A 16,347-nucleotide genomic window follows, 5' to 3' on the forward strand; every position below is an offset into this window, starting at 1 on the left:
GATTATTTGAGCGGTACGAACTTCGAGGAGCGTGTCGCTCCGATACCGGCCTGACCGTGTTCGACGCTACTCCGTGTGAGCTGGAACTCACCGAGGTAGTGGCCGAGCATCTCGGGCTCGACTTTGACACGCTCGAAGTTCTGGCCGTCGTGGACGGCGAAGGTCAGCCCGACCATCTCCGGGACCACCGGCATGTCGCGCAGGTGGGTCCGGATCGGGTCGTTGGCTGTCTCCTCTTCGCCGGCCTCGCGGGCCTTTTCGAGGAGCTTGTGTTTCTCCTCGGTCAGGCCGCGTACGATACTTCGCCGCTGTCGAGCGGGGAGCAGTTCCGCGACTTCCTCGAGCTCCATCTCCTGCAGCTCGTCGAGCGTGTGGCCGCGGAAGGAGAACTCTCCTTCGTGGCCGATTTGATATTCTGAGCTCATTCGTTGCCACCTCGACCAGTTCGCTTCGAGGCGATGTCCCCGACCTTACGGCCAGGCGGGGCGTTCCGCGAGATGGACTTGGGCTTGCCGGGGTGCTGGCGGCCGCCGCCACCGAACGGGTGGTCGACGGCGTTCATCGCCACACCGCGGACGTTGGGCCACTTCGTCCCTCGCGCTTTCATCTTGTGATGCTTGTTGCCAGCCTTCACGAACGGCTTGTCAGTTCGGCCGCCACCGGCGACGACGCCGATGGTGGCACGACACTGCGGGTCAAGCCGCTTCATCTCCCCGGAGGGGAGCTTGACGACCGCGACGTTGCGGTCGTGGGTGAGCAGCTGGGCGTTGACACCCGACGCGCGGGCGAACTTCCCACCGTCACCGGGGCTGGATTCGACGTTGCACACCGGGACCCCCTCTGGGATCTCGGCCAGCGGGAGCGTGTTCCCGGGTGCGATTTCGGCGCTGACGCCGACCTGTAGCTCGTCGCCCACCCCGACGCCTTCCGGCGCGAGGATGAGTCGGCGGTCGCCGTCTTCGAACTCGACGGCGGCGACCGGGGCCGAGCGGGCAGGGTCGTGCTCGATGTCGACGACCGTGCCGGCGACGACGTCGCCGTCCTCGACCTTGCGGTGCTCCAGATTCGCCTTGTAACGGTGCGACGGGGCACGGAACGTGGAGGTCCCGCGGCCGCGCCGTTGTCCTTGGATTCGTCGTCCCATCGTTAGAACACCCCAATTCTGGAGGCGACTTCCTGGGCGTCGTCGTCCTCGGAGAGGCGAACGACGGCCTTCTTCTCGCCGTCCATCGTGTTCTGCGTGTTGACCTGTTCGACTGTCACGTCGTACTGCTCCTCGACGGCGTCGGCGACCTCGCCCTTGGAGGCGCGGTCGTCGACGGCGAACTGGAGCTTGTTCTGGAAGTCCATGTCGTTCATGGCCTTCTCAGTGACGTGCGGGTGCTTGATGACATCCCAGCTCATCGCTCGGCCACCTCCGCGAGTGCGGATTCCGTGAAGACGGTGAGTCGACCGGGCTCGCCGCCGGGCGCGAGGTCTTCCGTGTTGACCTCGCTGGCGGTCGCCACGTCGGCCCCCGCGAGGTTGCGGGCGGCCGTCGACGGCTCGTCGCTGGTCACGAAGAGAATCGAGGCGGGGCGACGGTACTTCCGTCCGCGGGCCGAGCCCTGTCCAGCCTTGATCTTCGTGTCGTCGGCGCGGTCGATGTCGGCGTCGACGTCGAGCGCCTCCAGCAGCGAGACGACTTCCTGCGTCTTGACGAGGTCCTCGAAGTCGTCGGAGACGACGACGGGCACTTCGTCACGGTCGAACTCGTGGCCGCGGTCGGCGACGAGGTCGGCGTCGGCCGTTGCGGCCAGCGCCGAGCGAACGGCCAGCTGCCGTTCCTTGTCGTTGAGGTCGAGCGAGCGGTCCTTCTCGGCTTTCGGCGGGTGGGCGCGTCGCCCCTTGACCGCCTGCGGGACGCGGCGGGCACGGCCGTCCTGCTTCGGGACGTGTGCCTGGCCGCGGCCGCTACCGAAGGACTCGGCCGGCGTTCGGAGGCCGGCGTACTCGTCGGACCCGTAGTCCTGCTTTCGGTTGGCCTGTGCGGCACGTACAGCTTTGCCGATGAGGTCGGTCCGAACCGGCGTCTCGAAGACGTCCGGCAGGTCGACCTCGCCGTCTGTGTTGCCGTCCAGGTCGTAGATTGTTGCCTGCATAGGTTATCCCTGGTTCGATTCGTTGGAGACGTAGCGCACCTCGGGGTCGAGGCGCGGCTGGTCGTTCGGACGCACCGCGGGCCGGAAGCGCACCAGGCGCTTGTCCGGACCGGGCACGGAGCCCTTCACGAGCGTGTACGGCCCATCGACCTCGCCGTAGTTGACGAAGCCACCGTCGACGGTCGGTTCGTCGCCGTCGCCGATGTCGATGAGGCGCTTGTTGAGCTCGGTGCGCTGGTGGTAGCCGGTCTGCCCCTGCTGGGGGACCGTCGAGCGCACACGGGACGGGTTCCACGGACCGAGGTTGCCGATCCGTCGGCGCCATCCCTGGCGGGCGTGCTTGCCTTTCCGCTTCTGGACGCCCCATCGCTTGACGGGACCCTGCGTCCCCTTGCCTTTCGTGACACCGGCCACGTCGGCGTACTCGCCGGCGCGGAAGATGTCGTTCATGGCGTGTTCGCCACCGTCCTCGACGAGGTCGAGGGCGTGGTCGAGGCGGTCCGAAACGGACCCACCGCCGACGCGAGTCTCCATCACGTCGGGCTTTTTCTTCGGGACGCTCGGGACGGCGTCGGGGACGGTGTGCGTAATGAGTCGCACGTCCCCGAGGTCACCGGCCTCGAGTGCGTCTCGTACCTGTTCCTCAGCAGCGTCCGGGTCGTGGTCCTCCGGAACGTCCAGGGTCCGGTCGAGTTCCGAGTGGAACTCGTCGGTCCAGACTTCCGTCAGCGGACGCTGACCGTACGGCGTGTCTTCGTACGCTCGCAGGGCGACGGCGCGCATCGGCGGCGTCTCGATGACTGTCACCGGGACAGTCTCCTCCATCCCCTCGCGGGGGGAGTTGGGTTCGTCGTTGACGAGCACGACGTGTGTCATGCCTGCCTTGTAGCCGGCGAACCCTTGGACGCCCGGCTGCCCGTCGTCAGACGGCCAGCTGTTGAAGCGAGGCGTCTCGCTCGTCGAGCGCTTGCGCGGGCCGAAGCCCAGCGAGCCTTTGCGTGGTCTGCTTGGTTGTGGCATTCGTTTACTCCGTGAGGGTTAGACAGGTGAGGGAGGCGAACAGAGCTTCCTCCGTTCGCACGACCTCACTGCCCTGGTTCGGAACCGTATTCAGCCAGAGGTCGAACCCTTCTGGTTCGTCGCTCGTCTGGTCTCCCCCGACGGCGTCCGGGGCAACGTCGAGTATCGACGGTAACCCGCGCTCGGGTGCCCCGAAGGCGACGGTCATGCCGCCCTCGGCGTCGCGCCGCTCGGCCAACTGGCCGAGACGGGTCGACGTTACCGGCTCGCCGTATCGCGAGGACGCGATAGTGAGCCCGGCATCGTCGCGCGAGAGTGCCGCATCGAGGTCCGCGGCGACAACGTCGAATCCCGTTGTGGGGGCGTCGACGAGTTTCGCCCGGACCGGCCGTCGCGAAGAGACCCTGACGGTCACGCGCTCCCCCTGTTCCACGTCCATATCCGCTGGGACGGGAAGGGAGATCGGGTGTTGCATGCCGCAATTGACCCGGACGCGCCCATCAGCTCCGACCTCGGTCACGATTCCCTGTCTTAACGACCCCGAACCCTCAGATCCGGAGCCGGTCTGTGAACGCACGCGGAGCGGCGGCAGGACGCCGACGTACTCCAGTTCGTCCCGCTTACCCCACATCTCCTTTCGGAGGTGCGGGGGCGTCGCGGCGTACCGCAGCACGGTTTCGACGAACCCGTCTTCCCACTTGCCCGCCCCGTCAGGGTCGGGGTACACTGTCAGCCGATCAACCCGGTAGACCGCGGCCGCGCGGGCCACGTAACCGAGCTTGCGAGTTGCCTCGCGTCTGTCTTCGGCTTCCCGTGCGAGGGAAGACGGCACGAGTACGCTGGTCGTCATGCCGTGACGCTTCCACGTCGCGCCACTAGACTGTGCCGATATCTCCCCTTCCCGGGCTTAAAAAGGCCCCGTTTCGCGTTCGCGATGCGTCGCGTTCACATGGTCCGTCATGCCGGTTCGGGACCGATGGGACCGTTCGCTGGATTGCCGCTTCCGAAAGGCCATGCCCCGTGACGCCATCACACGATACGGCTCTCAGACGGGGCGGCGATTGCCCTCACTTCCCATGGTTTTCCCCGGAAAACGGAAGGCTTTTTACTCTCACCCCCGCCAGATTTGATTGCAACGAGGCGTTGCGCGCTGGTACCGAGCGGCCGACGGCCGCAAGGGTCAGTGCAGAACGAAGTGCGCGCTGGTAGTGTAGTTGGTATCACGTGACCTTGCCATGGTCACAACCTGGGTTCAAATCCCAGCCAGCGCATTTCTACGACGAACAACTCCACCGAGCACCGCGTAGCGTGTGCTCGTAATCTGTGAGTCATAAAATCGAACTGGATTTGAATCCTGCCAGTCGCAGCGCCCACAACGAGCGTAGCGAGTGAGGGCGACCGTCTGGCTCCGGTTCAAATCCCAGCCAGCGCATTTCTGACGACGCAAACCGACGAGCGATGCGTCCCTTTGAGTCATCTGATTGCACACCACGTATCGAGGGTTCCCCTGAGCGACTATCGCATTGCCTGACAGATGGGGAGTACCATTATTTGCTACCCCATCGACAGTCCGGTTGTATGACAGACGAGACGGTCCACGAGTCACAGGAGACGCGGAGTCGAAGAGGAATTGCGTCGTACTTCCGACGGCTGGCGAACAGACTCAGCCGCGGTGAGCCGGCCCCGGCAGATGAGGAACAGACTGTGACGGTCACGCCGCCGGCCGAATCCGAGTTCGAGGTGGAGGTCGAGCAGGAAGACGGCACTGTCTCACTTGAAATCGATATGCAGTGGGACGAAGACGAGGGGGAGGTAGCGACTGACGTGGCTGCGAGCAAGGCCACGTTCGAGGTGTACGAGGACAACGCCGAGCAGTACCGCTGGCGGCTCGTCCACGACAACGGAAACATCATCGCCGACAGCGGGGAGGGCTACGCCTCCAAGCAGAAAGCCAAGCAGGGCCTCGAGAGCGTCAAATCCAACGCGCCCGGCGCGTACGTCGTCGACGAGTCCAAAGACGACGACGGTGTTGTCGAAGAGGGGGGCAGCAAAGCGACGTTCGAACTCTTCAAAGACAGCGAGGGCAAGGCGCGCTGGCGGCTCCGCCACGACAACGGGGAAATAATCGCGGACTGCGGGCAGGGCTACGCCTCCAAGCAGAAGGCGAAGCAGGGCCTCCAGAGCGTGAAGACGAACGCTCGCGGGGCTCCGGTTGAGGAAGGCGAGTAATCGTTCCGAACAGCGGCGGCTTCTTTAGTCCAGTCTGACAGCGGGTAGCGTCACGCGAGCACCACGGCGGGTCGCGTACACCACAGCGGTTAGGTCGCGGGCGCGCGTGAAGACCGATATGACCTGCATAGGGTTTCTCTCGGTCGCACCGGTCATCGAAGGTAGCATGTCCTCCTACGTCGCCGACGCCGTCGCGGCGCTGGAGGCGTTCGACGTCGAGTACGAGACGACACCGATGGGGACCATCATCGAAGCGGAGGACAGCAAGGAACTGTTCGCGGCCACCCACGCGGCTCACGAGGCCGTCGGCGAGCAGAGCGACCGCGTGAGCACGTTCCTGAAGATCGACGACAAGCGGACCGTCGACCAGCAGGCACAAGACAAGGTCGACGCCGTCGAGGAGCATCTGGGTCGGGCGGCCAGAAGCGGCGCGACCGAAGGCGGCAATTAAAGGGAAGGGTGCCAAAGACGGCGTATGGATAGTCTCAATCGGATGGCCACGGAACTCGTCGACGAGGCCATCGACTTCGCCGACGAGCTCACGATAGACGTACACGCGCTGGAGGGCGACGCCGCGGTGCTGGACTTCGGCGTCGAGGTCCCCGGCGCTGTCGAAGCCGGAATGTTGCTCGCGGAAATCCAGACGGCCGGGCTGGCGACGGTCCAGTCCACGATGGCCACCGTCGACGGCGCGCCGCTGAACCACGTCGAACTGTCGACGGACCATCCGGCGCTGGCCCTGCTGTGCTCGCAAAAGGGCGGCTGGGAACTGGCCGTCGACGACTTTCAGGCACTCGGGAGCGGTCCCGCACGCGCGCTCGTCGCTGAGGAGGAGGCCTTCCAGCGCATCGGCTACCGCGAGGACGCCGACTTCGCCGTGCTGGCCCTGGAAACCGACGAACTGCCGGACGAGGACGTTGCGAGCCAGGTCGCCGAGCGCACCGGCGTCCCCGAGACGGGCGTGTTCCTGCCGTCGTTCGCGACTGCGAGTGTCACCGGGAGCGTCGTCGCCGCGGCCCGGGCCGCCGAACTGGCCGTCTTCCGACTGGCCGAACTCGGCTTCGACCCGGTGTCGGTCCTGTCGGCCAGCGGCCGCGCGCCGGTCGCGCCGGTCGCCGGCGACGAAGCGACCGCGATGGCCCGGACCACGGACGCGCTCGCCTACGGCAGCGAGGTCCACCTCACCGTCGACGAGTCCTTCGACCGCTTCGACGAGGTTCCTTCCGTCGCGGCCGAAGAATACGGCGAGCCGCTGGAAGGCGTCTTCGAGGACGTCGACTGGGACTTCGCGGAGCTCCCGGTCGAACTGTTCGGCCCCGCCGCGGTCACCATCGACGTGGTCGGCGGCGACACGCACGTCGTCGGTGAGACGAGCGAGGGCGTCTTGGCCGAGAGCTTCGGCCTGTAATCGGGTATGCGTTACAAGGTCGCGCCGCCGGCCCGCTCGCACTCGTTTCTGGAGAGCGCCAGAGACGCGATTCCGCTCGTCCCCGACAGCGAGGCCGACTGCTGTCGCGCGATTCAGACGGCGACTGACGTGTCCGACCGCGAAACGGCCCAAAAATATCTGGTTTTCCTACAGGCGCTGGGACTGGTCGCCGAGAGCGACCGGGGCTACTACAGGACGAGGACCGACCCCGACCGGGCGGCCCTCGCGACGGCCTTCGAGGAATCGGTCTTCGGCGTCGACGTGCTCCTCGCCGTGCTCGGTTCGGAGCCAGTAGAGGCTGCCGCTGCGTTCGATGCACTCCGAGAGGAGATTCCTCGCTGGGAACGTGAACGTCACACCGACTGGGAAGCCGTCTGGCAGGAGCGCACGGCGAACCTGCTGGAGTGGGCTGTGATATTGGGACTCGCCGAGAAAACGGACGACGGTTACAGACAGCCGACTGAAGACGGGACAGACCAGTGAGACAGCGGGCCGCTACTCGGCCGGGTCGGTGTCGGTGACGGTCCCGACGCCCTTGGAACTCCCCTCGCGGAAGACGAACTTCTGGCCTTCCTCGACGAGATACGAACGGAACTTGAACCGGACTCGGGCCTTGCCCGCGTCGCCAGGGAGCAACTGCCCGCCCTCTGGATAGAAGGCCGCAGCCTCGCTGACCGTTTCGAGGTGGACCACGGGTTCGTAACCGTCACCGATACGGGTCGGATGGTTCAACACCATCACCTCGGCCTCGAACTCCTGGACGGGCGATGGGTCGGCGTCGCTCGGCAGCAGGACCGTCCCGCGCTCGATGTCCGCCTCGCGGACTCCCTTCAGCGCGATGCCGACGATGCGGCCGGCCTTGGCCTCGTCGACCCGGTGGTAGTGCATCTCGATGGACCGGACCTCCACCTCGCGGAAGCTCCCGTCCTGCATCGGCCCGAGCAGCAGTTCGTCGCCGGCTTCGACCTCGCCGGATTTGATGGTGCCAGAGGCGACTGCGCCGACCCCCTGAACGTTGTACGTCCGGTCGACGTACATCCGGAAGTCGCCCACCTCGCCGGCCGTCTTGGGTAACGCCTCGAACATCTCGTCGAGGTCGTCCAGCCCCGCCTTGGTGACGGCACTGGTGGTGACGACGGGGACGACGGTTTCGGAGATTTCGTCGATGGCCGTATCGACGCCGTGTCGCGCCACCCGGAGCGGCGTCTTATCGACCTCTCGCAGTGCCTGCTCGACGGAGCGTTCGACCTCCGCGACCCGTTCCGCATCGACCAGGTCGGTCTTGGTGATTGCGACAATGGTCGGAAGGTCCGTCGCCAGCAGGATGCCGAGGTGTTCGCGCGTGGTTTCTGTCACTCCGTCGTCGGCCGCGACGGTCAGGAGACCGTAATCGAGTTTCTGGCCCACGAGGCCGCGGATCGTCGTCCGTAGCCATGGCTCGTGGCCCACAGTGTCGACGAAGGAAACGAGCCGGTCGGATGCTTCGACGACCCGCGCGCGGTCGTCCTTCCGATGTGGGTTGTCCATGCGGATCGGCTCGCCGTCCTCGTCGAAGCCGTAGACGCCGTAGGAGAGGTCCGCCGAGAGACCTCGGTCGACCTCGTGTGGCTGAACGTCCAGAAAGCCGCGTGTCCCGCCTTCGCCGTCGTCAGGGTCGCCGGTGACCAGCGACCCCACGAGCGTGGATTTGCCGTGGTCGACGTGGCCGGCTGTACCCACGACGATGTGGTCGTCGTCTGCGAGGACCGATCCCTCCGAAACCGTCGCGACGCCCACGATGCCGTCGGTGACTGTCGCCCCGTCTTCCGAAACGCCGTCGACGCCCCACGTTTTCACTTCCTCGATGTGCGCGCCGGCCTCCTCTGCCAGCAGGCTGAGTACGTCCATCGACTCTGAGAACTCCGCCGGCGAAATGCCGGCCAGACCGCCGTCGTCGGTGACGCCGACGACGTACGTCGCCTCCCCGTCCCCGGAGAGAACGCGGTGGCGGAGTTGCGCTGCGAGGGATTCGAGTCGCCCCTCTGACAGGTGGAGATCTTCGGTGAGCCGTTCTTTGAACTCGACGCTGCCGCCCTCCCGCTCGCCGCGGTCAAGCGCGCGCCGGAGGACGGCCCGGTCGGGGCTCATATCCTCCCGTTACTGTGGGGCAGATATAAGCCTTCCCCGGATTTACGGCTCCAGAGAACTCCTGAGCGCGGTGGCTGAGTATCCCTCTCACAGTAGCGCTCGGCGGATATTTATACGCGAAGGCGCGGCCAGACCGGGTCGTGGACTGAGCCGCCACACGGAGTTTGCGGTTGTGTGACGCCGCTCCGTGTGCTGGGTTGCGCCGATGGTGTCTCCTGTTTGCCTATCTGATTAGCGACTGGTCTAAAAGTGAATCACACGACTGTCACTCCCGGTACGGCGCGACTGCTTCGAGAAAGCCGTCGCCGTAGGTCCCGTCGGTAACCCGGTCGGCGCGTTCGAGCGCTGTCTCGTCGGCATTGGCGACGGCCACGGCCTCTCCAGCCAGGTCGAACATCTGGGCGTCGTTCACTGAGTCGCCAACGGCGAGGAACGTCTCCGGAGCGAGGTCCAGTTCAGCACACACCGCTTCGAGGCCCGTCCCCTTGTCGACGACCGGGTCTGTAACGTGGTACGCGAAGCCGGTGTCGAGGACGACGAGCCCGCGTGCCGCGGCCAGGTCCTCCAGCGGTTCGAGCGGCTGGTCGAGCGACACGACGAGTTCCGTCTCGCGCCATCGGTTTGCCAGGTCGACCTGTCCGAACCCCAGGTCATGGCCCAGGTCGCGATAGGCCTCGCCGACCGCGAGCGCCGCCTCGTGGTCGCCTTCGAGTCTGAGCTCGTCGGTAGCTTCGACGAACACCACGCCGCCGTTCTCGGCGACGACCGTCCGTTCGATGCCGAGAAACTCACAGAGCGCAATTGGAAACGGCATCGCTTTTCCGGTCGCGATGACGACGCGTGCAGGCCACTCGCGAAGGACCGGCATGACGCGGGGGTCAATCGCTCGGCTTTCGTCAGTCAACGTTCCGTCGATGTCGACGATGAGCGGCGGCGTGTCGTTGTCCATACGTCCGGGTTCGGAGCGCCGCATATGGGAATTGCGGTCAGTCGTCAGTCAGCGTTTCGTAGGCCGCTTGCACCTGCTTGAACTCCCTTTCGCTCCCGCTGTCAGTGTCGGGGTGGACCTCCTTGACTTTCTCCCTGTAAGCCCGCTTGATCGTCCCCTGATCGGCGTCCGGCTCGATGCCGAGCCGCTGGTAGGCCTCCGCCGGACTCGGTCCCGACGACTGAACCCGCTGTCGGCGCTGCCGGCCGCCCGCTGCCTGGCGACGCTGTCGCTGCCGCCCCTGGCGACGACGCTGGCCACCCTGCGACGCTCGCGAGCGGCGCGCTCGCCGGCCGTCTCGTGGCGGTTCCCATTCTTCGCGTGGGCCGGCCCCGAACCCACCGCGGCGGGCGTTCCCCGTGTTCTGTGCCGCCTGTCGTTCGACCCGCTCGTAGAGGCTCGCGGCCATCTTCCCGCTGAGGTGGTAGTACATGAAATACGTCGACGCGCCGAACATGAGCGCCAGGAAGAGCACCGCGGGATTGATCACGAGGCCCACCGCTGTCAGGACGACTGTCAGGCCTCCAAACACCACTGCGATTCCCTTGGTGAGCCCGTCGTACTGCACGCACACTCCTTCGGTCCACAGACCTGTAAGCGTCCCGCCTCTCGCCTTCCATTCGGTCCGGCCTCGAACTGAATACCGGGCACGTTCCCGGATGGCACAGGGACGAACTGAGCTACCACCACACCATATCGACACCGCACGGACTGACAGGCCTGTTTCATCGAAACCGCACTACGGCGGGGCGTCTGACACAGCCTTATTACATCCCTACGCACTGTTGGCGAGCGTATATCCTCACCCGCAAACCCCCGCCAGTTTCCATTGGATATCTCGCTTACGTCTGGTGGTTCACAGGGCCGGGGTTTCACTTTCACCTCGGTCTGGACAGTATTAAGGAGAATCGACGGCATCTATTCCGTTGTACGCGGCTATCGTTTCACGCGTCACCAGCACAGTTCGTCGAGTACCGTAGCCACGACTCCCGAGATTGCTACGGCCGCCGCCGAATCGCAGACAAGAAGGATTAAACGCTATCGATGAATACGTATTCGCCGCCAGAAATGACAGGATCACGGGTAGCTACGACGAGGGGTATCGACCGACAGACGGCCGCTGTCGGGAGGAGGAGCGGGCGATGAGTAACAGCGACCTTTCCGCCGACGAGATCACGCTCCCGATCAAACGTACCGACGGTGACACTATCGAAGAGCGACTTACAGGCAACGCCTACCACAACATCCTCCCGGCTCGCTACCTCCGGAAGGACGCCAACGGTGACCTCATCGAGGAACCCGAAGATCTCTTCGACCGTGTCGCGAAGAACATCGCGCTCGCCGAGGCCGTGTTCGAGGCCAACAAGCAGGACGTCGACGTACACGTCTCGCCGGACCAGCTGAAGCCCGACCACCCGCGCCGCGACGAACTCGCCGACGAGGTGTTCGGCAAGGGAACGTCCGTCGACGACGACGTCGAGACCGAGCTCTCTGTCTACAACGTCAACAAGTTCGCCTACGAGACGGTCGTCCCGGAACTGCCCGAGGGCGTCCGCGACCACGTCGAATCGACCGCCGACGCATTCCAGGAGCAGATGGAGCAGCTCTCCTTCATGCCGAACTCGCCGACGCTGATGAACGCTGGCGACGAACTCCAGCAGCTTTCGGCCTGTTTCGTCGACTCCCCTGGTGACGACATCGACGACATCCACCAGACCGCCAAGGAGGCCGCACAGGTCTTCCAGTCCGGCGGTGGCATGGGCTACGCGTTCTGGAAGCTCCGCCCGTACGGCGACCCCGTCGGCTCGACCGGCGGCATCGCGTCCGGCCCCATCACGTTCATGCGGACGTACGACCAGATGTGCGAGACTATCGCCCAGGGTGGCGCCCGCCGCGGCGCACAGATGGGCGTCATGCGCGTCTCCCATCCGGACGTCATCCAGTTCATCCACGCCAAGAACAAGGACGTCTCGCTCGCCGAGACGCTGCGCCTGAACGACCCGGACGACTTCACGCACAACTCCTTCGCCGAGGCGCTGGAGGAGGCCCGCGAACTCATCGACGACGACGGAAAGGTGCCAAAGCACCTCCGCAACGCCGTCGAGGGCCACCTCTCGAACTTCAACATCTCCGTCGGCGTCACCGACGACTTCATGGAGGCGCTGAAGGCCGGTGAGGAGTTCACCTTCACCAACCCGCGAACGGGCGAGGCCCACATCGCCACCGAGGAGACGAAGGAACTGTACGACATGTTCGGCCTCGGCGAGCACGTCGAGGTCGGCGAGGAGCTCTCGATTCCGGCCGAGGAACTCTGGGACGACATCGTCGAGGGCGCTCACGAGAACGGCGAGCCCGGCGTCATCTACCTCGAACGGGTGAACAAGCAGCACTCCTTCGACGTCGAGGAGCACCCCGACCACGAGATTCTCGCCACGAACCCGTGTGGCGAACAGCCCCTCGAGGAGTACGAGGCCTGCAACCTCGGGCACATCAACCTCTCGACGCTGGCCGCCGAAGACGCGCCGGACTGGCGCGTCTGGTCGGACCAGCACGCCGGCGAGTACGACTCGAAGGAGGCAGCTATCGACGCGTTCCTCGAGGACGCCATCGACTGGGAGGAGTTCGACCGCCGCATCGAACTCGGTACCCGCTTCCTCGAAAACGTCGTCACGATGTCCGACTTCCCGGTCGAGAAGATCGAGCAGAAGGTCCGGGAGATGCGCAAGATCGGCCTCGGTATCATGGGCCTGGCCCAGCTGTACATCCAGCTCGGCGTCGCCTACGGGACCGAAGAGGCCAACGAGATCGCCCGCCAGACGATGCGCCACATCAACCACGGGTCCAAGGCCGCGAGCCACGAACTCGCCGAGGACCGTGGTGTCTTCTCCGAGTGGGAGAACTCCAAGTACGCGAACCCGACGGACTACCCCGAGTGGTTCGAGAAGCAGACCGGCGAGGACGCCGCGGACTGGGCTGACGGCTACCCGATCCGCAATCACAACACCACGACCATCGCCCCGACCGGGACGACTTCGATGATCGGCAACACCACCGGTGGGTGTGAACCGATCTACAACGTCGCCTACTACAAGAACGTCTCCGACGACGTGCAGGGCGACGAGATGCTCGTGGAGTTCGACGACTACTTCCTCCGCGCGCTGGAGGACAACGACATCGACGTCGAGGCCGTCAAACAGGAGGCCCAGGAGCAGATGGCCAACAACGAGTTCGACGGCGTCGACGGGCTGACGACCGTGCCCGACGCTATCGGCGAACTGTTCGTCACCACTGGCGACCTCTCGGCGAAGCAGCACGCGGGCATCCAGGTGGCCTGTCAGGAAGGCGTCGACTCCGCCATCTCGAAGACGGTCAACGCCCCGAACGACTCCACGACCGAGGACGCCGCCGAAGTGTTCGAGTACATCTACGACCACGGCGGCAAGGGCGTCACCTACTACCGCGACGGCACCCGCAGCAAGCAGGTGCTGACGACGCGCGCCCAGAACACGGAGTTCTCGGACATGGACGCCGACGAGATCGTCGCCCAGATCGAGGAGGTCTTCGGCGGCATCGAGGGCTTCCTCGAAGACGAGGCCGTCCAGGCGGCCATCGATGATTCCATCGAACAGGTGCTTGGTGTCGCCGACGGGGACGCCGAGTACGCCGAGAAGCAGACTCGGCCGGACGTACTCCACGGCGTGACCCAGCGCATCGACACCGGCTACGGGAAGCTCTACGTCAACATCAACGAGGACCCCGAGGCCGACCGGCCGTTCGAACTGTTCGCCAACATCGGCAACTCCGGCGGCTTCACCGCCTCCTTCACCGAGGCGCTGGCCAAGACCATCTCGACGGCGCTGCGCTCGGGCGTCGACCCCGAAGAGATCGCCGACGAACTGCAGGGCATCCGGTCGCCGAAGGTCGCCTGGGACAAGGGCGAGCAGATCCAGTCCATCCCGGACGCCATCGGCACAGCCCTGCGTCGCTACCTCGACGGCGACGTCGACAAGGCCTACCCCGACCAGACTACGCTGGAGGAGACTGCCGAGAAGGCCGACGGCGAGACCGCCACGCAGACTCAGACCGACGGCGGCGCGGCCGCCGCCGCATCTGACGTAGGTGGCGACCAGCAGGACATCATCGACGCCGGCGAAAGCCCGGAGTGTCCTGACTGTGGCTCGCTGTCGCTGTACTACTCAGAGGGTTGCAAGACCTGCGAGTCCTGTGGCTGGTCCGAGTGCTGAACGCTACCGCCTGAGACGCGGATTCTGATTTCGACGCGCCTGCGGCCGTTCTTTTCTGTCCGCGCTGTCCCGTCGCGTTCTGCTATCGAAATTCCGTCACGTCGTACACGCCAGAAATACCAGTCTCTTCGACAACCGCCATTATTTCTGCGCCCTCCTCGGCCGCCGAGTCCGCGACGAGTGTCACCGGCTCGATAGGCTGGCGGCGGAGAAAGGCCGCGATCCGTTCGAGCCACGATGGCTTCCCGCCCTTGCGACAGACGATGACGTAGCGCGAGTCCGCGAGCGACGCCATCTTGGGCTCGAAGTCGTAATCCTCGTGCTCGGCCGGCTCCACGACGTGGATGACCTCGCCGGCAATCGTCTCGTCCATACCCACGATAGCGACTACAGCGGTATGTGCCGCTCGCTTTGCACTACGAATACTGCTTGGAGACCCATCCCGAGGGACCGCTGGGATAGGAATCGGTCTCCTCCTCAGGCTGCACCTCGCCGCGCTGGTCGACCATCCGGACGACGACGGTGTGGCCGCCGGACGGTGGGTCGTAGGTGTACTCCCACTGTCGCCACGCGTCCTCTGCGGGGCCGTCGCCGCTGGCGGCCGGCAGTTGGTCCGAGAGCGTCGCGTCCGCCCACGTCTCGCCGCCGTCGGTGGAGACTTCGACGCGCTGGACGCCGTGCAGGCCGGCGTAGGCGTGGCCGCCGATGCGCCGGCGGCCGTCCGAAAGCACCGATTCGTGGTGGAGCTTGGCGACCGGATTGACGGGGCCGGTCCCCTGCCAACCGCGTTTCTCCCAGTAGCCGTCGGCTTCCTCGTCCAGCACTTCGATCTCCGAGAGCCACTTGACGTTGACTTCGCCCCAGTGGCCGGGGACCAGTGCCCGGACGGGGTAGCCGTGGCCGCGCGGGAGGACCTTCCCGTTCATGCCGTAGGCGAGCATCCCGCCCCGGAGTGCGTCGATGGGGAACTCCTCGTAGTAGTCGTCCTCGGCTCGGAGCATGACGCATTCACAGCCGCTCTGGACGCCGGCTTCTTCGAGGAGGCTGTCGACGGGAACGCCAGTCCACAGCGCGGTGTCCGTCTTGTAGCCGTTGAGGCGCTCGCCCACGCAACGGAGCGTAACGAACCGGTTTTCGGCATCCATCTCCAGCAGGTCCGCGTAGGTGAGCGTGACCTCCTCCTCGACGGCGCCGGTGATCGAAAGCGACCAGTCCGCGGCCGAGAGTTCCGGGTCGATAGAGTTGATGTCGACCTCGTAGAAGTTCTCGCTGACCAGCGGGTCGATATCGTCGAAGCCCAGGGAATAGTCCGCTGCGACGGCGAGCTTTTCGTCGATATCGTCGAGATCGGCCCCCGGCGCGTTGAGTGCGGGCGCATCGTCACCCGTCGCGACGACCGACCGCTGGTTGCCAGCCGCGTAGCCGACCGTCGCCGCGCCGACGGCCGCGCCGACCGTCGAGAGCGCCCGCCGCCGTTTCGAGGAGATCGGTGACATCGGACCACCGAATCTGTCGAGTGTCTGTGCGAGTCCGACAACGGCGGCGGCGGGAACCGCCGGACCGGCCGCGAGGACGACCTCGCCGGTGAGGACGACGCTCACGGCCCAGGTCACGACAGCCGTTCCGACGACCGGGAGGGCGCGGTTGTTCGCCAGTTGGCCGGTGAGGATTGCTGCCCTGGCTGCCAGCGCAATGAACAGCCCCGCGAGTCCGATAGCGAGCAGGAGATTGAGCTGTTGGCCGAGGCTGCCGAGCGTCGAGATGGCAGTCGAGACGACGATACCGGGCATCGACCGTGCGAGCGTCCGCTCAATAGGTGAGGCGACGAACGCGGGTGCGTAGCCGGTCACCGCGTAAGAGCCGGCCAGGCCCGCGATGGCGGCGGCAACGCTGACCAGCAGCCGACCGCCGGGCGAGTCGAGGAGGTCGTCAGTCATGACTCAATCGAGGGTCTACCCGGCAAAAGGGATTGTTCCAATTTCGTCCGGATTCCGTTCCGAAACTCCGGAAGACACAAGCGAGCGGAGCTGTTCTACGAAATCATGGACGAGCAGCCCGGGGGTCGGCCCTGCCCGCTCTGTGAACGGGCAATGTACCACCGACACTGCAAGTACGTCTGTCCGGAGCACGGCGTCGTATATGACTGCGCTGACACGTTCTACTGACGAT

The 16,347-nt window shown here is 65.5% G+C and carries 17 protein-coding genes and 1 tRNA gene; 7 read left to right on the forward strand and 11 right to left on the reverse strand.

Annotation, left to right across the window (positions count from 1 at the left end; translation table 11 throughout):
• Window positions 1–2: 2 nt before the first annotated feature.
• Genes VI340_RS09970 through VI340_RS09995 form a run of 6 tightly spaced genes read right to left on the reverse strand, consistent with a single transcriptional unit; the run spans window position 3 to window position 4,011 of the window.
• The gene (locus tag VI340_RS09970) at window positions 3–425 is read right to left on the reverse strand and encodes a 30S ribosomal protein S19 (protein ID WP_004516967.1); all 423 of its coding nucleotides are present in this window, start codon (window positions 423–425) and stop codon (window positions 3–5) included.
• The gene (locus VI340_RS09975) at window positions 422–1,144 is read right to left on the reverse strand and encodes a 50S ribosomal protein L2 (RefSeq protein ID WP_336329132.1); all 723 of its coding nucleotides are present in this window, start codon (window positions 1,142–1,144) and stop codon (window positions 422–424) included. The genes VI340_RS09970 and VI340_RS09975 overlap by 4 nt, the downstream gene beginning before the upstream one ends.
• Before the next feature lie 2 nt (window positions 1,145–1,146).
• A complete protein-coding gene (locus tag VI340_RS09980) occupies window positions 1,147–1,404 on the reverse strand; it encodes a 50S ribosomal protein L23 (RefSeq protein ID WP_004591553.1) in 258 nt (85 codons plus the stop codon).
• The gene (gene rpl4p / locus VI340_RS09985) at window positions 1,401–2,141 is read right to left on the reverse strand and encodes a 50S ribosomal protein L4 (RefSeq protein ID WP_008312892.1); all 741 of its coding nucleotides are present in this window, start codon (window positions 2,139–2,141) and stop codon (window positions 1,401–1,403) included. Before rpl4p ends, VI340_RS09980 begins: the two co-directional genes overlap by 4 nt.
• A 3-nt stretch (window positions 2,142–2,144) precedes the next feature.
• Window positions 2,145–3,161 (reverse strand): 50S ribosomal protein L3, encoded by a 1,017-nt coding sequence (gene rpl3p / locus VI340_RS09990; protein ID WP_008312890.1) that lies wholly within the window; start codon window positions 3,159–3,161, stop codon window positions 2,145–2,147.
• Between the two features lie 4 nt (window positions 3,162–3,165).
• Window positions 3,166–4,011 (reverse strand): putative RNA uridine N3 methyltransferase, encoded by an 846-nt coding sequence (locus VI340_RS09995; RefSeq protein ID WP_004957426.1) that lies wholly within the window; start codon window positions 4,009–4,011, stop codon window positions 3,166–3,168.
• A 349-nt stretch (window positions 4,012–4,360) separates the two neighbouring features.
• Between VI340_RS09995 and VI340_RS10000 the strand changes: the two genes are divergently transcribed.
• The 5 genes from VI340_RS10000 (at window position 4,361) to VI340_RS10020 (ending at window position 7,302) form a co-directional block, all read left to right on the forward strand.
• A tRNA-Gly gene (locus VI340_RS10000) sits at window positions 4,361–4,432 on the forward strand.
• Window positions 4,433–4,739: 307 nt separating this feature from the next.
• Window positions 4,740–5,390, forward strand: a complete 651-nt coding sequence (locus VI340_RS10005; protein ID WP_008312886.1) for an HVO_2922 family protein — start codon at window positions 4,740–4,742, stop codon at window positions 5,388–5,390.
• 118 nt (window positions 5,391–5,508) lie between these two features.
• Window positions 5,509–5,841 carry an MTH1187 family thiamine-binding protein gene (locus VI340_RS10010; RefSeq protein WP_008312885.1) on the forward strand — a complete coding sequence of 111 codons (333 nt, stop codon included), beginning with the start codon at window positions 5,509–5,511 and terminating at the stop codon, window positions 5,839–5,841.
• A 24-nt stretch (window positions 5,842–5,865) separates the two neighbouring features.
• Window positions 5,866–6,798 carry a methenyltetrahydromethanopterin cyclohydrolase gene (gene mch / locus VI340_RS10015; protein ID WP_336358281.1) on the forward strand — a complete coding sequence of 311 codons (933 nt, stop codon included), beginning with the start codon at window positions 5,866–5,868 and terminating at the stop codon, window positions 6,796–6,798.
• Between the two features lie 6 nt (window positions 6,799–6,804).
• A complete protein-coding gene (locus VI340_RS10020) occupies window positions 6,805–7,302 on the forward strand; it encodes a hypothetical protein (protein ID WP_008312883.1) in 498 nt (165 codons plus the stop codon).
• 12 nt (window positions 7,303–7,314) lie between these two features.
• On the opposite strand, the gene VI340_RS10025 is transcribed toward VI340_RS10020, so the two are convergent.
• The 3 genes from VI340_RS10025 to VI340_RS10035 all read right to left on the reverse strand — a co-directional run bounded on the left by VI340_RS10025 (window position 7,315) and on the right by VI340_RS10035 (window position 10,502).
• Window positions 7,315–8,946, reverse strand: a complete 1,632-nt coding sequence (locus VI340_RS10025) for a GTPBP1 family GTP-binding protein (RefSeq protein ID WP_336358282.1) — start codon at window positions 8,944–8,946, stop codon at window positions 7,315–7,317.
• Window positions 8,947–9,211: 265 nt separating this feature from the next.
• Window positions 9,212–9,895: a phosphoglycolate phosphatase gene (locus VI340_RS10030; RefSeq protein WP_014040882.1), complete on the reverse strand. Its 684-nt coding sequence runs from the start codon at window positions 9,893–9,895 to the stop codon at window positions 9,212–9,214.
• Between the two features lie 37 nt (window positions 9,896–9,932).
• A complete protein-coding gene (locus tag VI340_RS10035; RefSeq protein ID WP_064287673.1) occupies window positions 9,933–10,502 on the reverse strand; it encodes a J domain-containing protein in 570 nt (189 codons plus the stop codon).
• Between the two features lie 574 nt (window positions 10,503–11,076).
• Here VI340_RS10035 and VI340_RS10040 point away from each other — a divergent pair.
• Window positions 11,077–14,178 (forward strand): adenosylcobalamin-dependent ribonucleoside-diphosphate reductase, encoded by a 3,102-nt coding sequence (locus tag VI340_RS10040; protein WP_336358283.1) that lies wholly within the window; start codon window positions 11,077–11,079, stop codon window positions 14,176–14,178.
• Window positions 14,179–14,260: 82 nt separating this feature from the next.
• Here the strand turns inward: VI340_RS10040 and VI340_RS10045 are convergent, their stop codons facing one another.
• A complete protein-coding gene (locus VI340_RS10045; protein WP_008312878.1) occupies window positions 14,261–14,551 on the reverse strand; it encodes a DUF7526 family protein in 291 nt (96 codons plus the stop codon).
• 43 nt (window positions 14,552–14,594) lie between these two features.
• Window positions 14,595–16,115, reverse strand: a complete 1,521-nt coding sequence (locus tag VI340_RS10050) for a sulfite oxidase (protein WP_336358284.1) — start codon at window positions 16,113–16,115, stop codon at window positions 14,595–14,597.
• A 105-nt stretch (window positions 16,116–16,220) separates the two neighbouring features.
• Here VI340_RS10050 and VI340_RS10055 point away from each other — a divergent pair, with 105 nt between their 5' ends.
• A complete protein-coding gene (locus VI340_RS10055; RefSeq protein WP_004591539.1) occupies window positions 16,221–16,343 on the forward strand; it encodes an HVO_2523 family zinc finger protein in 123 nt (40 codons plus the stop codon).
• Window positions 16,344–16,347: the final 4 nt, after the last annotated feature.

Source organism: Haloarcula sp. CGMCC 1.6347, from assembly GCF_037078395.1.
In the GTDB taxonomy this organism is placed as follows: domain Archaea; phylum Halobacteriota; class Halobacteria; order Halobacteriales; family Haloarculaceae; genus Haloarcula; species Haloarcula amylolytica.

What these genes read in the sequence shown, in the direction of transcription:
- VI340_RS10025 (WP_336358282.1), bottom strand. Translation starts at nt 8,946, where the DNA reads ATGAGCCCCGACCGGGCCGTCCTCCGGCGCGCGCTTGACCGCGGCGAG.
- VI340_RS09975 (WP_336329132.1), bottom strand. Translation starts at nt 1,144, where the DNA reads ATGGGACGACGAATCCAAGGACAACGGCGCGGCCGCGGGACCTCCACG.
- VI340_RS09995 (WP_004957426.1), bottom strand. Translation starts at nt 4,011, where the DNA reads ATGACGACCAGCGTACTCGTGCCGTCTTCCCTCGCACGGGAAGCCGAA.
- VI340_RS10055 (WP_004591539.1), top strand. Translation starts at nt 16,221, where the DNA reads ATGGACGAGCAGCCCGGGGGTCGGCCCTGCCCGCTCTGTGAACGGGCA.
- rpl3p (WP_008312890.1), bottom strand. Translation starts at nt 3,161, where the DNA reads ATGCCACAACCAAGCAGACCACGCAAAGGCTCGCTGGGCTTCGGCCCG.
- VI340_RS10050 (WP_336358284.1), bottom strand. Translation starts at nt 16,115, where the DNA reads ATGACTGACGACCTCCTCGACTCGCCCGGCGGTCGGCTGCTGGTCAGC.
- VI340_RS09970 (WP_004516967.1), bottom strand. Translation starts at nt 425, where the DNA reads ATGAGCTCAGAATATCAAATCGGCCACGAAGGAGAGTTCTCCTTCCGC.
- VI340_RS10005 (WP_008312886.1), top strand. Translation starts at nt 4,740, where the DNA reads ATGACAGACGAGACGGTCCACGAGTCACAGGAGACGCGGAGTCGAAGA.
- mch (WP_336358281.1), top strand. Translation starts at nt 5,866, where the DNA reads ATGGATAGTCTCAATCGGATGGCCACGGAACTCGTCGACGAGGCCATC.
- VI340_RS10010 (WP_008312885.1), top strand. Translation starts at nt 5,509, where the DNA reads ATGACCTGCATAGGGTTTCTCTCGGTCGCACCGGTCATCGAAGGTAGC.
- VI340_RS09980 (WP_004591553.1), bottom strand. Translation starts at nt 1,404, where the DNA reads ATGAGCTGGGATGTCATCAAGCACCCGCACGTCACTGAGAAGGCCATG.
- VI340_RS10040 (WP_336358283.1), top strand. Translation starts at nt 11,077, where the DNA reads ATGAGTAACAGCGACCTTTCCGCCGACGAGATCACGCTCCCGATCAAA.
- VI340_RS10045 (WP_008312878.1), bottom strand. Translation starts at nt 14,551, where the DNA reads ATGGACGAGACGATTGCCGGCGAGGTCATCCACGTCGTGGAGCCGGCC.
- VI340_RS10030 (WP_014040882.1), bottom strand. Translation starts at nt 9,895, where the DNA reads ATGGACAACGACACGCCGCCGCTCATCGTCGACATCGACGGAACGTTG.
- VI340_RS10020 (WP_008312883.1), top strand. Translation starts at nt 6,805, where the DNA reads ATGCGTTACAAGGTCGCGCCGCCGGCCCGCTCGCACTCGTTTCTGGAG.
- rpl4p (WP_008312892.1), bottom strand. Translation starts at nt 2,141, where the DNA reads ATGCAGGCAACAATCTACGACCTGGACGGCAACACAGACGGCGAGGTC.